Genomic DNA, 16,503 nt, shown 5'->3' on the forward strand with positions numbered 1-16,503 from the left:
TAGCCGCGGCCGAAGACGAACGGGTCGCCGCCCTTGAGGCGCACGACCCGCTTGCCGGCGCGGGCGTGCTCGACCAGCAGCGCGTTGATCCGCTCTTGGGCCATGAACCGGCCGCGGGGCAGCTTCGAGGCGTCGACCACCTCCGCGCCCGGGGCGAGCGTCGGGAGCAGCGACTGGGGGGCGAGGTGGTCGACCAGCACGACGTCGGCCCCGGCGAGCGCCTGCCGGCCGCGGACGGTGATCAGCCCCGGGTCGCCCGGCCCGCCGCCGACGAGCACGACGCGGCCGCCCGCTCCGTCGGGAACGGCCGGGGCCGTCGCCGGGCCGGGAGAGGTGGCGCTGCCCGATGCCGGGTCGTCGGCGCGGGTGCAGAAGATCCGGCGGCGCTCGGCGTCGGCCACCACGGCCGCGTCCACCACCGGGTCGCCGGCCGCGGTGAGCGCGAACCAGGCGCCGTCCAGGTCGCCGGACCGGTAGGGGCGCCGGTGCCAGGTGACGCGCCCCGCGCCGGCCAGCGCCTCGAGCGCGGGGGTCACCTCGGTGCCGACGACCGCCACGGCCGCGCCCGCCCCGAGCAGCCCGAGGACGCCGCGGTGGGCCGCGGGGCCGCCGCCGACGACGACCACCGGCCGGCCGGTCAGCCGCAGCCCGACGGGGTGCAGCACGTCGGCGGTCACGGGTGCTCCCCGGTCGTCGGTGCGGGGTGCGGTGCCGCCGTGCCGGCCGCCGGGCCGCGGGCGACGGCGACGGTCACCCGGCCGTGCGCGCTCTTCCCCGCCACCAGCTCGCCGCCGCCCAGCAGGGCCGCCGCCTCGGCCACCGACGGCGTTCCCACACGGGCGGCGACCGCCGCCGACGGCGACGGCACCGGAACGCCGGCCAGCACCTCGGCGGGGTGGCCGGTGACCGGCCAGCCGCGCCGGGCCGCGGCGTCCCGCAGGCCCGGCTCGCCGGTGCGGGTGTCGAGCGTGGCCAGCCGCACCGGGCCGGCCGGATCGGGCAGCACGGCGTCGACGGCCGCCAGCACCTCGGCGGCGCTGACCCCGGAGGCCAGGCCGATCCCCACCGTCGTCGGGCCGCTGTCGGGCAGGGCGGCGAGCAGCCCGGCGGCGTCCCGGGGGAGCGGGCCGGGCGGCAGCAGCCCCAGGTCGCGCAGCCGGGCGCCCACCTCCAGCGCCCACGGGCGGGCGAGCCGGGCCCGGGCGAGCAGGGCGCCGTCGCCCAGCACGACGGCGGGCGAGCCCTGCACCACGGCGCGGTCGACCACCACGGCGACCGAGTCGGCCCAGCGCAGCGCCAGGTCGACGTCGTGGGTGCTCATCACCACGGTGGAGTCGTGCTCCTGGAGCCGCGTCAGCGCGGCCAGGGTGCCGGCCACCGCCGACGGGTCCAGCCCGGCCGTCGGCTCGTCCAGCAGCAGTACGCACGGGCGCATCGCCACGGCGCCGGCGATCGCGACCCGCTTCCGCTCGCCGTAGGAGAGCTGGTGCGTCGGCCGGGCGGCCAGGTGCTCGACGGCCAGCAGCGCCAGCGCCTCGGCCACCCGCTCCCGGACGGCGGCCTCGTCCAGCCCCAGGTTCAGCGGGCCGAACGACACGTCCTGCGCGACCGAGGCGCTGAACAGCTGGTCGTCGGGGTCCTGCAGCACCAGCTGGACCACCTGCCGGTGCGCCCGCAGGCCGGCGCGGCTGTGCTCCAGCGGCCGGCCGTCGACGGTGACCGTGCCGGCGGCCGGGCGCAGCGCGCCGGAGAGGCAGCGCAGCAGCGTCGTCTTGCCCGAGCCGTTGGCGCCGAGCACCGCCAGCCGCCGGCCGGGGGGCACGCTCAGCCGCGCGCCGTCGAGCACCGGGCGGCCGCGGTCGTAGCCGACGACCAGGCCGGCGGCGCCCAGGGCCCGGTGGCTCACGCGACCACCACGCTCACGGCGACGATCCCGGCCAGCCCGGTGACCGCGGTGGCCAGGAAGGCCCGGGACGACGGCAGCACCTCGGGCAGCACCCGCAGGCCGGTCTCCATGCCCCGGCCGGCCAGGCCCTCCTGCAATCTGCGGGCGCGGTCCCAGGATCGGGTGAGCACCCCGGCCGCCAGCAGCCCGGCCGAGTGATAGGAGCGGCGCGGGGAGGACCAGCCCATCCGCGCGGTCTGCGCCTCGCGGATGGTGTGCAGGCTGTCGAGCAGCACGAACAGGAGCCGGTAGGTCACGCCGGCCACCTCGACCACCGCCTCGGGCACCCGCAGCCGGCGCAGCGCGGGGAGCAGGTCCGACATCGGGGTGGTGGTGGCGAGCAGCAGCACCGCGGCGCTGCCGGCCAGGGCGTGACCCACCAGGGAGCCGGCTCGCTGCGCCGCGTCCGGCGCCCAGCCGAGGCCGCCGTCCCCGACGCTGACCACGGCGGTGAGCGCGCCGATCGCGATGAACGCCATCGGCCAGCGGATCGCCCGGCCGAAAGTGCGGGCCGGCACCCGGGCCGGGCCGAGCGCCAGCCCGACCGCGGCCATCCCGACGAGGACGCTGCCCGGCCAGGCAGGCAGCACCAGCGCGCAGCCGACCAGGCCGGCGCAGAGCAGCAGCTTGTCGCCGGGCGAGCGCCCGCGCCAGGCGCTGCCCCACGCCGCCTCGTCGACCGCCAGGCTCCTCACCGCGGATCGGCCTCCGCCGGTGCGGTCGGGGTCGCCGTCCGCCGGCCGCGCAGCCGGCCCAGCACGTAGCCGAGCACGCCGGCGCCGAGCGCCGCCTGCAGGGCGAACAGCCCCGACTCGACCTCGCCGGCCGGGCTGAACAGCGAGTCGAACCACGGCGTGTAGCCGTCGGCCTCGAGCTCCTCGGTGACCGCGGCGTCGGTGCCGCCGTACTCGGAGGTGCCGCCGTCGACCAGCAGGGGGACGGCGAACAGCGCGACGACCGCGACGACGATCAGGACGTTGACGAGCGCGCGACGGCTCACGCGACACCTCCGGGGGTCGCGGCGACGGGTGCCGGCCGCAGGACGCCGAGCCGCTCCAGCTCGGGGCGGGCGTTGACGGTGAGCACGCGGAACAGCAGCACGCCGAGCAGCCCCTCGCCGATGGCCAGCGGGATCTGGGTGACCGCGAAGACGCCGAGGAACTTGGCCAGCGCCCCGGCCAGTCCGCCGGCCGGGTCGGGGAAGGCCAGGGCCAGCTGCAGCGAGGTGGTGACGTAGGTGGCGAGGTCGGCCAGCGCCACCCCGGCGAAGACCGCCGGCAGCAACCCGGCGCCGGCCGCGCGGGTCAGCCGGTACGCGCCGTAGCCGGCCCACGGCCCGACGACGGCGAAGGCGAACGCGTTGGCCCCGAGCGTGGTCAGCCCGCCGTGGGCCAGCAGCAGCGCCTGGAACAGCAGCACCACCGTGCCGAGCAGGGCCATCACCGGTGGCCGGAACAGGATCGCGCCGGGGCCGGTGCCGGTCGGATGGCTGGAGCTGCCGGTGACGCTCGGCAGCTTGATGGCGCTGAGCACGAAGGTGAATGCGCCGGCCGCGCCGAGCAGCAGCGTCGACTCCGGGTTCTCGCGCACCTCCTTCACCACGGCGCGGGCACCGTGCGCGACGAACGGCGCGGCGGCGATCGTCCAGCCGAGCGCGTGGCCGGCCGGGAGGAACCCCTCAGCGATGTGCATGACGCGACTCCGATCGGAGGTCGTGCGTGCGGGCGCACGCGGTGACGAAGCGCCGGGCGAGCTGGGGGCTGCCGGCCCAGTTGAGGTGCAGGTAGGAGGCGTGCACGCCGCCCCGGACGAAGCCCTCGGCCGCGTGGGGCGCCCAGTGCCAGGCCGGGGCCGGCCCCGCCCCGGGGTCGGCGGTGGTGCGGTGGAACTCGTGGCCGCGCACCCGGGTGCCGGCCGCGGCCAGCACCGAGTCGCCGGCCGCGACCGCCGCCCGGTAGCCGAGGGTCAGCCGGGCGCCCATCGCCGTCGCCACGTCCAGGACTCCGCACATCGGGACCCCGTCGAGCTCGCGGGCCAGGTAGAGCAGCCCGGCGCACTCGGCGGCGACCGGTGCGCCGGACCCGGCCAGGGCGGCGACGTCGGCCCGCAGCGCGGTGTTGGCCGACAGGTCGGCGGCGTGCACCTCCGGGAATCCGCCGCCGACGACGAGCCCGGCGGTGCCCTCGGGCAGCGCCTCGTCGCGCAGCGGGTCGACGGTGACCACCTCGGCGCCCGCGGCCTCGAGCAGCTCGGTGTTCTCGGCGTAGCCGAAGGTGAACGCCGGCCCGCCGGCCACCGCGATCCGCGGCCGGCCGGGGACCGGGGGCACCTCGGCGGCCGGGTCCCAGTCGGTGGCGTCCAGCGGGGGAGCGGTGCGCGCCAGCGCCAGGACGGCGTCCAGGTCGACGCCGTCCCCGACGACGGAGCCCAGCCGGCGCACCGTCGCGACGGCCTCGGCCGACCGCTCGGCGGCGGGCACCAGCCCGAGGTGGCGCGAGGGCGTGTGCAGCCGGTCGTCCCGCCGGACGGCGCCGAGCACCGGGACGCCCGCCGCACCGAGGGCGTCCCGCAGGATCGCCTCGTGCCGGTCGGTCCCGACCCGGTTGAGCACCACCCCGCCGAGCCGCACCGACGGGTCGAAGGTGGCGAACCCGTGCACCAGCGCGGCGACGCTGTGCGCCTGGGAGGCCGCGTCGACGACCAGCACCACCGGTGCGCGCAGCAGCCGGGCCACGTGCGCGGTCGAGGCGAAGCCCGGCTCGACCGAGGGGTGCGCGGCCCCGTCGAACAGGCCCATGACCCCCTCGACCACGGCGACGTCGGCCGGCCGCGGGTGCCGCGCGCCGCGCAGGAACAGCGGGACGATCCGCTCCTCGCCGACCAGCCAGGGGTCGAGGTTGCGGCCGGGCCGGCCGGCGGCCAGGCCGTGGTAGCCCGGGTCGATGTAGTCGGGGCCGACCTTGTGCGGCGAGACGGTGAGCCCGCGGGCGGTCAGGGCGGCGATCAGCCCGGTGGCGATCGACGTCTTGCCCGCGTTGCTGCTGGGCGCGGCGACGACGATCCGCGGAACGGTCCTCACCACTCGATCCCCCGCTGGCCCTTCTGGCCGGCGTCCATCGGGTGCTTGACCTTGGTCATCTCCACGACCAGGTCGGCGGCCTCGATCAGCGCCGGTGGGGCGTCGCGCCCGGTGACGACGACGTGCTGGCTGCCCGGCCGGTCCCTCAGCGTCGCGACGACGTCCTCGACGTCGACCCAGCCCCACTTCAGCGGGTAGGTGAACTCGTCGAGCACGTAGAAGCGGTGCGCCTCGGCGGCCAGGTCGCGCTTGATCTGCGCCCAGCCCTCGGCGGCGTCGGCGGCGTGGTCGACCTCGGTGCCCTGGCGGCGCGACCACGACCAGCCCGAGCCCATCTTGTGCCAGACGACCGGGCCGCCCTCGCCGGTCTGCTCGTGCAGGCGCCCCAGCGCGGTCAGCGCGTTCTCCTCGCCGACCTTCCACTTCGCGCTCTTGACGAACTGGTAGACCGCGATCGGCCAGCCCTGGTTCCACGCCCGCATCGCCATGCCGAAGGCCGCGGTGGACTTGCCCTTCATCTCACCGGTGTGCACGGCGAGCAGCGGGCGGTTGCGGCGCTGCCGGGTGGTGAGCCCGTCCTGGGGCGTGACGGCGAGCTGCCCCTGCGGCACGGTCAGGCCGCCGATCGGGCGGCGCGGACGGTGCCGGCCAGGGCGTCGGCGCCCAGCTCGTCCAGGCGGAGCGTCTGGGCGCCGAGGGAGACGCCCAGCGCGGCCGCCAGCCCGAGCCGCACCGGCCCGGCCTCGCAGTCGACGACGACGGCGGCCACCTCCGAGGCGGCCAGCAGCCCGGCCGCGCGGCGTGCCTGGCCCAGGTGGTCGCCGCCGCGGGCGCCGGTGGCGCGCCCGTCGGTGACGACGACCAGCAGCGGGCGCCGCCGGGGATCCCGCACCCGCTCGATCCGGAGCACCTCGTGCGCGCGCAGCAGACCGGCGGCCAGCGGGGTGCGCCCGCCGGTGGGCAGGTCGGTGAGCCGGGCCGCGGCGGCCTCCACCGACCACGTCGGCGGCAGGGCGAGGTCGGCGTCGGTGCCGCGGAAGGTGACCAGGCCGACCTTGTCGCGGCGCTGGTAGGCGTCGAGCAGCAGCGACAGGACCGCGCCCTTCACCGCGGCCATCCGCGCCCGCGAGCCCATCGATCCGCTGGCGTCGACGACGAACAGGACGAGGTTGCCCTCCCGGCCCTCCAGGGCGGCCTGGCGGAGGTCGTCGCGGACCAGCCGCAGTCCGGGGCCGGTGCGCCCGCGGGCCCGCTGGTGCGGCGCGGCGGCGAGCACGGTGGCCGGCAGGTGCAGCCGGGTGACCGGGCCGGCCGGCCGGGTGGCGCCGACGACGCGGCCGCGCTCGGAGCGGGCCCGCGACCGGCGGCCGGCCGCCCCGGCGCCGATGCCGGGGACCTCGAGCCGGCGGGTCCGGAACGGCGCGTCGGGAGCGACGGCGGCCCGGTCGGGCGCCGGCGCCGCCTCGGCGCGGCCGCCGCCCTCGCCGCGCGGCGCCGTGGTCGGCTCGCCCGCGGCTTCGTCGCCCCCGGGCATAGGAGGCTTTACCTGCGTTTCGGCGTCCGATCCGCCGGTATCGCCTCCCATGCCTGGGTCCGGGCCGCCGTCGTCGGGGCCGCCGTCGTCCGGGCCGCCGTCGTGGGGGCCGCCGTCGTCGGGGCCGTCGCCGTCCGGGGGCGGCGGGTCGTCGTCCGGGCGGCTGTCCTCGAGCGCCCGGTCGAGGGTCTCGTCGTCGAGGCCGGGGGCGTCGAAGGGGTTCCGGCGCCGGCGGTGGGGGAGGGCCAGCCGGGCGGCGACCCGGACGTCGTCCTCGGTCACCTCGTCGCGGCCGCACCAGGCGGCGTGCGCGATCGCGGCGCGGGCGGTGACCAGGTCGGCGCGGAGGCCGTCGACGTCGAAGGCGGCGCAGACCGCGGTCACCTGGCGCAGCGCGGCGTCGGAGAGGACGACACCGGGCAGCCGGTCGCGGGCGGCCGCGATCCGCCCGGCCAGCGCGGTCTCCTCGCCGGCCCAGCCGGCGGCGAAGCCGGCCGGGTCGGCGTCGGCGGCGAACCGGCGGCGGACCACCTCGGCCCGGACGGCCGGGTCCCGCGGCGCGGCGACCTCGACGGTGAGGCCGAAGCGGTCGAGCAGCTGCGGGCGCAGCTCGCCCTCCTCGGGGTTCATCGTGCCGACCAGCAGGAAGCGGGCGGCGTGCCGCACCGAGATGCCCTCCCGCTCGACGTAGGCGGTGCCCAGCGCCGCGGCGTCGAGCAGCAGGTCGACCAGGTGGTCGTGCAGCAGGTTCACCTCGTCGACGTAGAGCACGCCGCGGTGGGCGGCCGCGAGCAGCCCCGGCTCGAAGGCCTTGACGCCCTCGGTGAGGGCCCGCTCCAGGTCGAGCGAGCCGACCAGCCGGTCCTCCGACGCCCCGACGGGCAGCTCGACGAGGGCCGCGGGCCGGGTGCGGGCGGCGGCGCCGGGCTCGTGCGGCCCGTCGAGGCAGCCGGGATCGGGCGAGGCGGGATCGCAGCCGAACCGGCAGCCGGCGACCACGGTCACCGGCGGCAGGACTGCGGCGAGCGCGCGCACGCTGGTCGACTTCGCGGTGCCCTTCTCGCCGCGCACCAGCACGCCGCCGACGGCGGGGGAGACGGCGTTGAGCAGCAGGGCCAGCCGCAGGTCGTCCATGCCGACGACGGCGCTGAAGGGATAGGTCATGCGCGAATTCGGCGCACGGAACACGCGTCCTCTCCCCGGGTGTCCACGCCCGGAGGTGGCAGGAGCGCGACGGCGGGAGTTCCTGACTCACCGGCCCGGGGGCCGGCTCACAGTGGCGGGACCGCGCCGGAATCTCACCGGGCTTCCTCCGCTGCCGTCGCGTGTGGCGGCGTCATCAGACCACGGGCACCCCGACCGCGTCACGAGGGGGCCGGGTCTCCCTAGGATCGGCGCCCGTGCCCGCCTCCGAGGTTCCCGCCGACCGCCCGATCCTGGTCGTCGGCATCGGCGCGGACGGCTGGGCCGGGCTGCCGGAGACCGCCCGGACGGCGGTTGAGCAGGCGGAGGTGCTGCTCGGCAGCGCCCGTCAGCTGGCGCTGGTCCCGGAGTCGGTGACCGCGGAGCGGCTGCGGTGGCCCTCGCCGCTGAGCGAGGCGCTCCCCGGCATCGTCGAGCGGCAGGCGGGCCGCGCCACGGTGGTCCTCGCCAGCGGCGACCCGATGCTCTCGGGGATCGGCACGACCCTGGTCCGGCTGCTGGGCAGCGACCGGGTGCAGGTGCTGCCGGTGCCCTCCTCGGTGTCGCTGGCCTGCGCCCGGCTCGGCTGGGCGGTGGAGGACACGGGCGTGGTCACCGTCGTGGGGCGGCCGGTGCAGCTGGTCGTGCCGCACGCGACCCCGGGGCGCCGGCTGCTCGTGCTGGGCTCCGACGGCCGCACCCCCGCGCAGGTCGCCGGCCTGCTGGCCGGCCTCGGCCTCGGCGCCAGCCGGCTGACCGCGCTGGCCCAGCTGGGCGGTCCGGGCGAGCGCGCGTCCACCGGCACCGCCGCGGACTGGCCGCTCCCGGAGACCGACCCCCTGGTGATCACCGCCGTCGAGGTCGTCGCCGACCCCGGCACCGTGCCGCTGCCGGCCGTGCCCGGACTGCCCGACGACGCCTTCGAGCACGACGGGCAGCTGACCAAGCGGGACGTGCGCGCGGTGACCCTCGCCCGGCTGGCCCCGCTGCCCGGGCAGCTGCTCTGGGACGTCGGCGCCGGCGCCGGCTCGATCGGCATCGAGTGGATGCGCACGCACCCGTCCTGCCGCGCGGTCGCCGTCGAGTCGGACCTGGGACGCGCCGGGCGGATCGCGCGGAACAGCAGCCGGCTCGGGGTGCCCGGGCTGCAGGTGGTGCACGGTCGCGCGCCCGAGGCCCTGGCCGGGCTGGCGGCCCCCGACGCGGTGTTCGTCGGCGGCGGGGCGACGGTCCCGGGCGTGCTCGACGCCTGCTGGGCGGCGCTGCCGCCGGGCGGGCGGCTGGTCGTCAACGCGGTGACGCTGGAGAGCGAGGCGGTGCTCGCCCGGCGGTTCGCCGCGCACGGCGGCGAGCTGGTGCGGCTCGGCGTCGCCACTGCCGCCCCGGTGGGTGGCTTCACCGGCTGGAAGGCTGCGATGCCGGTGACGATCTGGGTGGTGCGGAAATGACGGCGAGGTCATCCGGGGACCTGGTGCGGGGGCCGGAGGCCTCCCGCCAGGAACCCGGCGAGCGGCTCCGCGAACCGGGGGAACGCCTCCTGGCCGCGATCGGAGCCCGGAGGGCGACAGCGTGGTAGTGCACTTCATCGGAGCCGGGCCCGGCGCCGCCGACCTGATCACCCTGCGGGCGGCGCGGATCATCGCCGCCGCGCCGGTCTGCCTCTACGCAGGCGCGCTGGTGCCCCGCGAGCTGCTGGACACCGCGCCCCCGGGGGCCCGGCTGGTCGACACCGCGGAGCTCGACCTCGACCGGATCACCGCGGAGCTGGTCGCGGCGCACGAGGCCGGCCTCGACGTGGCCCGGCTGCACTCCGGCGACCCGTCGGTCTACAGCGCCATGGCCGAGCAGATGCGCCGCCTCGACGCGGCCGGCGTCCCGTACGACGTCGTTCCCGGCGTGCCGGCGTTCGCCGCGGCGGCGGCGGCGCTCAAGCGCGAGCTGACCGTGCCCGGGGTGGGGCAGACCGTCGTCCTCACCCGGACGTCGGCGCGCTCCACCCCGATGCCGCCGGGGGAGGAGCTGGCCGCCTACGCCGCGACCGGGGCCACGCTGGTGCTGCACCTGGCCGTGCAGCGGATCGCTGAGCTGGCCCCCGAGCTGGCCGCGCACTACGGCGCCGACGGCCCGGTGGCCGTCGTGGCGCGGGCCAGCCGGGACGACGAGCTCATCCTCCGGGGCACGCTGGCCGACATCGCCGGGCAGGTCGAGGCGGCCGGGGTGCGCCGGACGGCGGTGGTCGTCGTGGGGCCGGTGCTCACCGCCGGGGAGTTCCCGGACAGCCACCTCTACTCGACGGCGAGATGCCGCGCCTAGGCCTGGCCGACGACGGTGCCGGCGCGGTCGATGACCACCACGTCGACCGCCACCGGCGCGCCGCGCAGCACCTCCAGGGCGGTCTCCCGCGCCCCGGCGGCGACCAGGTCGCCGAGCGGCAGCCCGGCCGCCTGGCACTGCCGCAGCGCGTCCAGGGCGGTGTTGGCCGCGCGCACGCCGGCGACCAGGTCTGCCGCCCCGCCCGCCGCCCGCACCCGCGCGGCGAGCGACTCCAGGGAGACCTGCGAGCGGCCCGAGTGCAGGTCCAGGTGGCCGTCGGCGAGCTTGGCCAGCTTGCCGATGCCCCCGGCCACGGTCAGCCGCGGCACGGGGTGCCGGCGCAGGTACTTGAGCACCGCGCCGGCGAAGTCGCCCATGTCCAGCAGCGCGTCCTCGGGCAGGCCGTGCAGCCGCTGCACGGTCTGCTCGCTGGTCGAGCCGGTGCAGCCGGCGACGTGCTCGTACCCCGCGGCGCGGGCCACGTCGATGCCGCGGCGGATCGAGTCGATCCACGCCGTGCACGAGTACGGCACCACCACACCGGTGGTCCCGAGGATCGACAGCCCGCCGAGGATGCCCAGCCGCGGGTTCCAGGTGCGCCGGGCCAGCTCGGCGCCGTTCTCGACCGAGATCTCGACGACGACATCGCCGCTCCCGCCGTGCCGGGCGGCCACCGCGGCCACGTGCTCCCGGATGAACCGGCGAGGCACCGGGTTGATCGCCGGCTCGCCCACGTCGAGCGGGAGCCCCGGCTTGGTGACCGTGCCGACGCCCTCGCCGGCCCGGAAGGTCACCCCGCTGCCCGGCTCCCCGTGGGTGACGCGGGCGCGGACGAGCGCGCCGTGCGTCACGTCCGGGTCGTCCCCGGCGTCCTTGACGACGCCCGCGCTCGCCGCGCCGTCGCCGAGGTGCTCGGTGGCCAGCGCGAAGGAGGGGTGCCGGTCCTTGGGCAGGTCGATGGTCACCGGGTCGGGGAACTCGCCGGTGAGCAGCGCGGTGTACGCGGCGGTGGTCGCCGCGGTCGCGCAGGCGCCGGTGGTCCAGCCCGAGCGCAGGCCGGTGCCCTCCGCCCGTTCCGCCGTCGTCACCCGATCAGCATGCACGGCGGCGCGGCATGACCAGCCGGGTGCTGGTCCTCGGCGGCACCGGGGAGGCGCGGCGGCTCGCGGCGGCGCTGACCGACGCGGGGGTCGACGTGGTCAGCTCGCTGGCCGGGCGGGTGGCCGAACCGGTGTTGCCGCCGGGGCAGGTGCGGATCGGCGGGTTCGGCGGGGTCGCCGGGCTGGTGGCGTGGCTGCGGGCGGCGCCGACCGCGGCGGTGGTCGACGCGACGCATCCGTTCGCGGCCGGGATGACGGCGGCGGCGGCCGAGGCCTCGACGGTGACCGGCGTCCCCCTGCTGCGGCTCCAGCGCCCGGGCTGGACGGCGCGACCGGGGGACGACTGGCGCCGGGTGGACTCGCTGGCCGAGGCCGCGGCCGCGGTCGTCGGCTTCGGCTCGGTGTTCGTCACCACCGGCCGGCAGGGGCTGGCGGCGTTCGCCGACGTCCCCGGCCACTGCCTGGTGCGCTCGGTCGACCCGCCGGCGCCCCCGCTGCCGCGGCGGGCCACCGTGCTGCTGGCCCGGGGTCCGTTCACCGTCGCGGACGAGCGGGCGCTGCTGCGGCGGCATGCGGTCGAGGTGGTCGTCACCAAGGACAGCGGCGGGTCGATGACCGCCGCCAAGCTCACCGCGGCGCGGGAGCTCGGGCTGCCGGTCGTCCTGGTGCGCCGTCCGCCGCTGCCGCCCGGCATCCCGGTGGTGCCGACCGTCGAGGCGGTGCTGGCACGGATCCGGTCGTGTGCAATCTGATCGTCATGTGTGTCAGGCCCGGGCGAAGGGGCAGGTGGAGGGCATGACCGAAGCCACGCCTCTGCGCGCCCTCGCCCTCGCCTGCAGCCTCAAGCCGTCGTCCTCGCCGTCCAGCAGCGACCTGATCGCCCGTCAGGTGCTCGAGCAGCTCGGCACCCACGGCGTCACCGGGGAGGTCGTGCGGGTCGCCGACCACGACGTGAAGCCCGGCGTGGAGGTGGACATGGGTGAGGGCGACGAGTGGCCCGCCATCCGGGAGAAGATGATGGCCGCCGACATCCTCGTCGTGTCCACCCCGACGTGGGTCGGGCACATGAGCAGCATCGCCCAGCGGGTGCTCGAGCGGCTGGACGGCGAGCTGTCGGAGACCGACGACTCCGGCCGGCCGCTGCTGGCCGGCAAGGTGGCCGTGGTGTCCGTCGTCGGCAACGAGGACGGCGCGCACAAGATCGTCGCCGACCTCTTCCAGGGCCTGAACGACATCGGCTTCACCATCCCGTCCCAGGGGTCGACCTACTGGAACGACCAGGCGATGGGCGGCACCGACTACATGGACCTCGACGAGACGCCGGAGGCCGTCGCCTCCACCACCTCGACGCTGGCGGAGAACGCCGCGCACCTGGCGCGGGCGCTCAAGGCTGCGCCGTACCCGGGCAGCTGACCGCTCAGGCCGCCAGCGAGCTCCGGGCCGCCTCGGGGGCCGGCTCCGGCCGCCGGGCGGCCCGGCGGCGCAGCCGGACCCCGGCCACCGCGCCGAGCGCCAGCACGACCAGGACGGCGGCGTACACCTCGGCGACCGTCTCCAGCCCGACTGTTCCCGCGGCCACGCCGGCGATGACCGCCGGGACGCTGAAGCTGAGGTAGCCGGCGACGAAGACGCTGGACAGCAGCCCGGCCCGCTCGCCCGGGGCGACTCCGGCGCTGGCCGTCGCCACCGCTCCGAGGAACGCCAGGCCGAAGCCGAGACCGGAGACGACGGCGGAGCCGAAGAGCACCGCGACCGAGCCGGTGAGCAGCGCGGCGATCGTGCCGGTCACCCCGGCGGCGAAGACCGACGCGCCGGTGACCATGGCCCGCACGGGGACGAGGTCGCGGCCGAGCACCGCGCCGATCGCCGCCATCCCCTGCATGGCCAGCACCAGCAGGCTGCCGACCAGGTGGTCCTCGATGCCGAAGACGGTGGCGACCAGGGACGGGCCGAGGGAGAGGTAGAGCCCGCCCAGCGCCCAGGCGGCCACGATGGCCGGCAGCGCGGTCAGGAACGCCGACCGCTGCGACCGCGGCACCCGCACCGCCGGGCGCAGCGAGCGCAGCGCGCCGGGGGCCCGCGGGGAGGTCTCCGGGAGCAGGACGGCGGCGCCGGCGGCGAGCAGCAGGACCACGGTGAGGACGGCGAACACCCACGGGGTCGGCTCGGCCACGTACTCGACGACCAGGCCGGCGCCGACCGCGCCGAGGGAGAGACCGAAGCCCGGTGCCGCGCTGTTCACCAGCGCGCCGAGGGGACGACCCGCGCGCTGCGTGTCGAGCAGCAGCGCGCCCAGCGTGCCGGTCAGCGCACCCATGGACAGCCCCTGCAGCACCCGGGCGGCCAGGAGCCAGCCGACGCCGTCGGCGGCGAGGAAGACCGTCATCGAGACCGCCTGCAGGAGCAGCCCGCCGATCAGCACGGGCCGCCGGCCCACGTGGTCGGAGAGGCCGCCCACGACCAGCAGGGCGGCCAGCAGGGCGAGGGCGTAGATGCCGAAGACGGTGGTCAGCGTGCCCGCGCCGAAGCCGAACTGCTCCTGGTAGACGCGGTACAGCGGCGTCGGGACACCGGAGGCGGCGAGGACCAGCAGGAGCAGGCCGGCGGTGGTCCAGAAGGCCGCGGTCCGGGTCATCGTCGGGAGCGCCACGATGGTGGGCAAGACCAACGATCTCCCCGGCATTCCCGGCCGGCGGCTCAGCCCGGGTAGCGGCGCGAGGTCCAGACCGCCCCGGAGGCGCTCGTCCGGGTCTGCGACGAGCCGATGAGCACCAGGCAGCGCATGTCCACCGTCCCCGGGTCCAGCTCCCCGAGGCTCGTGACGGTGAGCCGTTCCTCCGGGCCGCCGACGTCCCGGCCGACGACGACCACCGTCTCCGGCGGGCGCAGCTCCAGCAGCACCCCGAGCGCCTCGCCGAGCTGGTGCGGCCGGTGCTTCGAGCGGGGGTTGTAGAGCGCGATGACCAGGTCGGCGGCGGCGGCGTGCCGCAGCCGGTCGACGATGACGTCCCAGGGCTTGAGGACGTCGGACAGCGACAGGACGCAGAAGTCGTGCCCCAGCGGCGCGCCGACCCGCGCGGCGACGGCCTGCGCCGCGGTGAGGCCGGGGACGACCCGCACCGGGACGCCCGTGAACTCGGGCCGGTCGGCCACCTCGAGCACCGCCGCGGCCATGGCGAAGACGCCCGGGTCGCCGCTGGACACGACGGCCACCCGCCGGCCGGACCGGGCCAGCTCCAGGGCGTGCGCGGCGCGGTCGGCCTCCACCCGGTTGTCGCTCGGGTGGCGGGCCTGGCGGGGGTTGACCGCGACCCGGTCGAGGTAGGGGCCGTAGCCGATCAGGTCGTCGGCGGCGGCGAGCGCCTCGGCGGCCTCGGGCGTGGTCCAGGCCCGTGCGCCGGGGCCCAGGCCCACGACGACCACCTCGCCGCGGTGCGCCGGTGCCGGAGCGGGCGCGGGTGCAGCGGGTGTCTCCGGGGTCAGCGGGCTGGGCAGCAGGGCGAGGGAGAAGTAGGGGACGCTCGCCGGGTCGACGTCGGCCAGCGGCAGGCAGCGCTGGCGGTCGCTGGAGGCCCGCTCGACGTAGAGCGCGCGGTCGAGGACGCCGGCGCGGTCGAACGCCTCGCGCACCTGGGGGAAGGTGCGGCCGAGCTTCATGACCGCGGCGGAGTCGGTGCGGGCCAGCCGCTCGGCCAGCTCGGCGGCGGGCAGCGTGCCGGGCAGCACGGTGAGCACCTCGTCGCGCTCGACGAGCGGGCGGCCCACGGCGGCGGCGGCCGCGGTCACGCTGGTGACGCCGGGCACGACCTCGGTGGGGTAGCGGTGCGCCAGCCGCTTGTGCATGTGCATGTAGGAGCCGTAGAAGAGCGGGTCGCCCTCGGCCAGGACGACGACGTCGCGGCCGGCGTCCAGGTGCGTGGCCAGCCGGGCGGCCGCCGCCTCGTAGAACTCGTCGATGGCCCCCTGGTAGCCCCCGGGGTGGTCGGTCGTCTCAGTGGTGACGGGGTAGACGAGGAGCTCCTCGATCTGGCCGTCGCGCAGGTAGGGCTCGGCGACCGCGCGAGCGACGGACCGTCCGTGCCGGGCGGCGTGGAAGGCGACGACGTCGGCCGCGCCGATGAGCCGGGCGGCCTTGACCGTGACCAGCTCCGGGTCGCCCGGGCCGAGTCCGACGCCGTAGAGGCGGCCGCTGCCGTGCTGCACGCTCACTCCTCGGTGCTCGCGATCGCGTTGACCGCCGCCGCGGTGATGGCGCTGCCGCCCCGCCGCCCGCGGACGACGAGGAACTCCAGGTCCGAGGCGGCCAGCGCGTCCTTGGACTCGACGGCGCCGATGAAGCCGACCGGGATGCCGATGACGGCGGCGGGCCGGGGCGCTCCGGCGGCCACCATCTCCAGCAGGTGGAACAGCGCGGTGGGGGCGTTGCCGATCGCCACGACCGCGCCGTCCAGACGGTCGCGCCACAGCTCCAGCGCCGCGGCGGTGCGGGTGGTCCCGAGGTCGGCGGCGAGGCCGGGGGTGCGCGGGTCGTTGAGCGTGCAGACGACGTCGTTGCCGGCCGGCAGCCGGCGGCGGGTGACGCCGCTGGCCACCATCTCCGCGTCGCACAGCACCGGGGCGCCGGCACGCAGCGCCTCCCGGGCCCGGGCGACGACGCCGGGGGAGGAGGCGATGTCGTCGACGAGGTCGACCTGGCCGCAGGCGTGGATCATCCGCACCGCGACCTGGGCCACGTCGGCGGGCAGGCCGGTGAGCCGGGCCTCGGCGCGGATGGTCGCGAACGACCGCCGGTAGATCTCGGCGCCGTCCTTCTCGTACTCGTAGAGCTCCATCGGGCGCAGAGGCTACGGCGCGGGTGCGGGGGGCCGGCCGAGCGGCCCGGTCAGCCGGCGCGGGACCGGGCGGGCTCGGTGGTGATGCGGGCCAGGACGAGGATCTCGGTGCCGTCGGGCCGGTAGGTGTGCCATCGGCCGGCGGTGTCTCGCTCGATCCGGAAGCCGTGGTGGACCTTGGTGTGGTGGCGTTCGCAGAGCAGGCCTGCGTTGGTCAGGGAGGTCTCGCCGCCGTCTGCCCAGTGCAGGACGTGGTGGACGTCGCACCAGTGGGTCGGGGCGTCACAGCCCGCGAAGATGCAGCCGCCGTCGCGGGCGTCCACGGCCCGCCGGAGGCGGGCGGGGAAGACCCGGTGGGTGCGGCCCAGGTCCAGCGGCTGACCGTCGGGGCCGATCACGATGCGGGTGACGTTGCCGTCACACGCCAGCCAGCGGGCGCGGGCGGCGGAGATCGTCGCCCCGAAGCCCAGCCGGGCCGCGCCGGGACCCGTGGACGGGTCGACCAGGTCCTCGAGATC

General features: G+C 77.4%; 17 protein-coding genes and 1 riboswitch. Of the genes, 4 read left to right on the plus strand and 13 right to left on the minus strand.

Annotated elements, in window-relative coordinates; genetic code table 11:
* The 8 genes from BD833_RS22445 to BD833_RS22480 form a co-directional block, all read right to left on the minus strand.
* The coding region (locus BD833_RS22445) for an SAM-dependent methyltransferase (RefSeq protein WP_243737895.1) at positions 1-677 on the minus strand (677 nt) is incomplete at its 3' end.
* Positions 674-1,906 carry a cobalamin biosynthesis protein gene (locus BD833_RS22450; protein ID WP_243737896.1) on the minus strand — a complete coding sequence of 411 codons (1,233 nt, stop codon included), beginning with the start codon at positions 1,904-1,906 and terminating at the stop codon, positions 674-676. The genes BD833_RS22450 and BD833_RS22445, both read right to left, overlap by 4 nt.
* Positions 1,903-2,640 carry a cobalt ECF transporter T component CbiQ gene (cbiQ, locus tag BD833_RS22455; protein WP_166535389.1) on the minus strand — a complete coding sequence of 246 codons (738 nt, stop codon included), beginning with the start codon at positions 2,638-2,640 and terminating at the stop codon, positions 1,903-1,905. Before cbiQ ends, BD833_RS22450 begins: the two co-directional genes overlap by 4 nt.
* On the minus strand, positions 2,637-2,945 hold the full coding sequence (locus BD833_RS22460; RefSeq protein WP_166535390.1) for an energy-coupling factor ABC transporter substrate-binding protein: 309 nt from the start codon (positions 2,943-2,945) through the stop codon (positions 2,637-2,639). The genes cbiQ and BD833_RS22460 overlap by 4 nt, the downstream gene beginning before the upstream one ends.
* Positions 2,942-3,637, minus strand: coding sequence for an energy-coupling factor ABC transporter permease (locus BD833_RS22465; RefSeq protein ID WP_166535391.1), 696 nt, complete (start codon positions 3,635-3,637; stop codon positions 2,942-2,944). The genes BD833_RS22460 and BD833_RS22465 overlap by 4 nt, the downstream gene beginning before the upstream one ends.
* Positions 3,624-5,024, minus strand: coding sequence for a cobyrinic acid a,c-diamide synthase CobB (locus tag BD833_RS22470; protein ID WP_243737897.1), 1,401 nt, complete (start codon positions 5,022-5,024; stop codon positions 3,624-3,626). The genes BD833_RS22465 and BD833_RS22470 overlap by 14 nt, the downstream gene beginning before the upstream one ends.
* The gene (cobO, locus tag BD833_RS22475) at positions 5,021-5,635 is read right to left on the minus strand and encodes a cob(I)yrinic acid a,c-diamide adenosyltransferase (RefSeq protein ID WP_166535393.1); all 615 of its coding nucleotides are present in this window, start codon (positions 5,633-5,635) and stop codon (positions 5,021-5,023) included. Before cobO ends, BD833_RS22470 begins: the two co-directional genes overlap by 4 nt.
* Positions 5,636-5,637: 2 nt before the next feature.
* Positions 5,638-7,722 carry a putative cobaltochelatase gene (locus tag BD833_RS22480; RefSeq protein ID WP_166535394.1) on the minus strand — a complete coding sequence of 695 codons (2,085 nt, stop codon included), beginning with the start codon at positions 7,720-7,722 and terminating at the stop codon, positions 5,638-5,640.
* A 76-nt stretch (positions 7,723-7,798) separates the two neighbouring features.
* Positions 7,799-7,871, minus strand: a riboswitch (cobalamin riboswitch).
* Between the two features lie 87 nt (positions 7,872-7,958).
* Between BD833_RS22480 and cbiE the strand changes: the two genes are divergently transcribed.
* A complete protein-coding gene (cbiE, locus tag BD833_RS22485; RefSeq protein ID WP_166535395.1) occupies positions 7,959-9,188 on the plus strand; it encodes a precorrin-6y C5,15-methyltransferase (decarboxylating) subunit CbiE in 1,230 nt (409 codons plus the stop codon).
* Positions 9,189-9,315: 127 nt separating this feature from the next.
* On the plus strand, positions 9,316-10,053 hold the full coding sequence (cobM, locus tag BD833_RS22490) for a precorrin-4 C(11)-methyltransferase (protein ID WP_243737898.1): 738 nt from the start codon (positions 9,316-9,318) through the stop codon (positions 10,051-10,053).
* Here the strand turns inward: cobM and BD833_RS22495 are convergent.
* On the minus strand, positions 10,050-11,141 hold the full coding sequence (locus BD833_RS22495) for a cobalt-precorrin-5B (C(1))-methyltransferase (RefSeq protein WP_166535397.1): 1,092 nt from the start codon (positions 11,139-11,141) through the stop codon (positions 10,050-10,052). The two genes, cobM and BD833_RS22495, sit on opposite strands and share 4 nt — an antisense overlap.
* A 26-nt stretch (positions 11,142-11,167) precedes the next feature.
* Between BD833_RS22495 and BD833_RS22500 the strand changes: the two genes are divergently transcribed.
* Complete coding sequence (locus BD833_RS22500; RefSeq protein ID WP_166535398.1) at positions 11,168-11,905, plus strand: cobalt-precorrin-6A reductase; 738 nt, start codon at positions 11,168-11,170, stop codon at positions 11,903-11,905.
* Between the two features lie 43 nt (positions 11,906-11,948).
* Complete coding sequence (locus tag BD833_RS22505; RefSeq protein ID WP_166535399.1) at positions 11,949-12,566, plus strand: flavodoxin family protein; 618 nt, start codon at positions 11,949-11,951, stop codon at positions 12,564-12,566.
* A 4-nt stretch (positions 12,567-12,570) separates the two neighbouring features.
* Here BD833_RS22505 and BD833_RS22510 read toward each other — a convergent pair whose 3' ends face one another.
* The 4 genes from BD833_RS22510 to BD833_RS22525 form a co-directional block, all read right to left on the minus strand.
* Complete coding sequence (locus BD833_RS22510; protein WP_243737899.1) at positions 12,571-13,815, minus strand: MFS transporter; 1,245 nt, start codon at positions 13,813-13,815, stop codon at positions 12,571-12,573.
* Positions 13,816-13,850: 35 nt separating this feature from the next.
* Positions 13,851-15,356, minus strand: coding sequence for a precorrin-2 C(20)-methyltransferase (locus BD833_RS22515; protein ID WP_166535401.1), 1,506 nt, complete (start codon positions 15,354-15,356; stop codon positions 13,851-13,853).
* Between the two features lie 2 nt (positions 15,357-15,358).
* Positions 15,359-15,985 (minus strand): precorrin-8X methylmutase, encoded by a 627-nt coding sequence (locus BD833_RS22520; protein ID WP_166535402.1) that lies wholly within the window; start codon positions 15,983-15,985, stop codon positions 15,359-15,361.
* Between the two features lie 50 nt (positions 15,986-16,035).
* Positions 16,036-16,503 (minus strand): HNH endonuclease signature motif containing protein (locus BD833_RS22525; protein WP_166535403.1); only part of this gene is annotated, 468 nt, incomplete at its 5' end.

Origin of the sequence: Blastococcus xanthinilyticus, assembly GCF_008124835.1 — a bacterium.
Lineage (GTDB): Bacteria > Actinomycetota > Actinomycetes > Mycobacteriales > Geodermatophilaceae > Blastococcus > Blastococcus xanthinilyticus.

What these genes read in the sequence shown, in the direction of transcription:
- BD833_RS22465 (WP_166535391.1), bottom strand. Translation starts at nt 3,637, where the DNA reads ATGCACATCGCTGAGGGGTTCCTCCCGGCCGGCCACGCGCTCGGCTGG.
- BD833_RS22480 (WP_166535394.1), bottom strand. Translation starts at nt 7,722, where the DNA reads ATGACCTATCCCTTCAGCGCCGTCGTCGGCATGGACGACCTGCGGCTG.
- BD833_RS22500 (WP_166535398.1), top strand. Translation starts at nt 11,168, where the DNA reads ATGACCAGCCGGGTGCTGGTCCTCGGCGGCACCGGGGAGGCGCGGCGG.
- BD833_RS22520 (WP_166535402.1), bottom strand. Translation starts at nt 15,985, where the DNA reads ATGGAGCTCTACGAGTACGAGAAGGACGGCGCCGAGATCTACCGGCGG.
- BD833_RS22505 (WP_166535399.1), top strand. Translation starts at nt 11,949, where the DNA reads ATGACCGAAGCCACGCCTCTGCGCGCCCTCGCCCTCGCCTGCAGCCTC.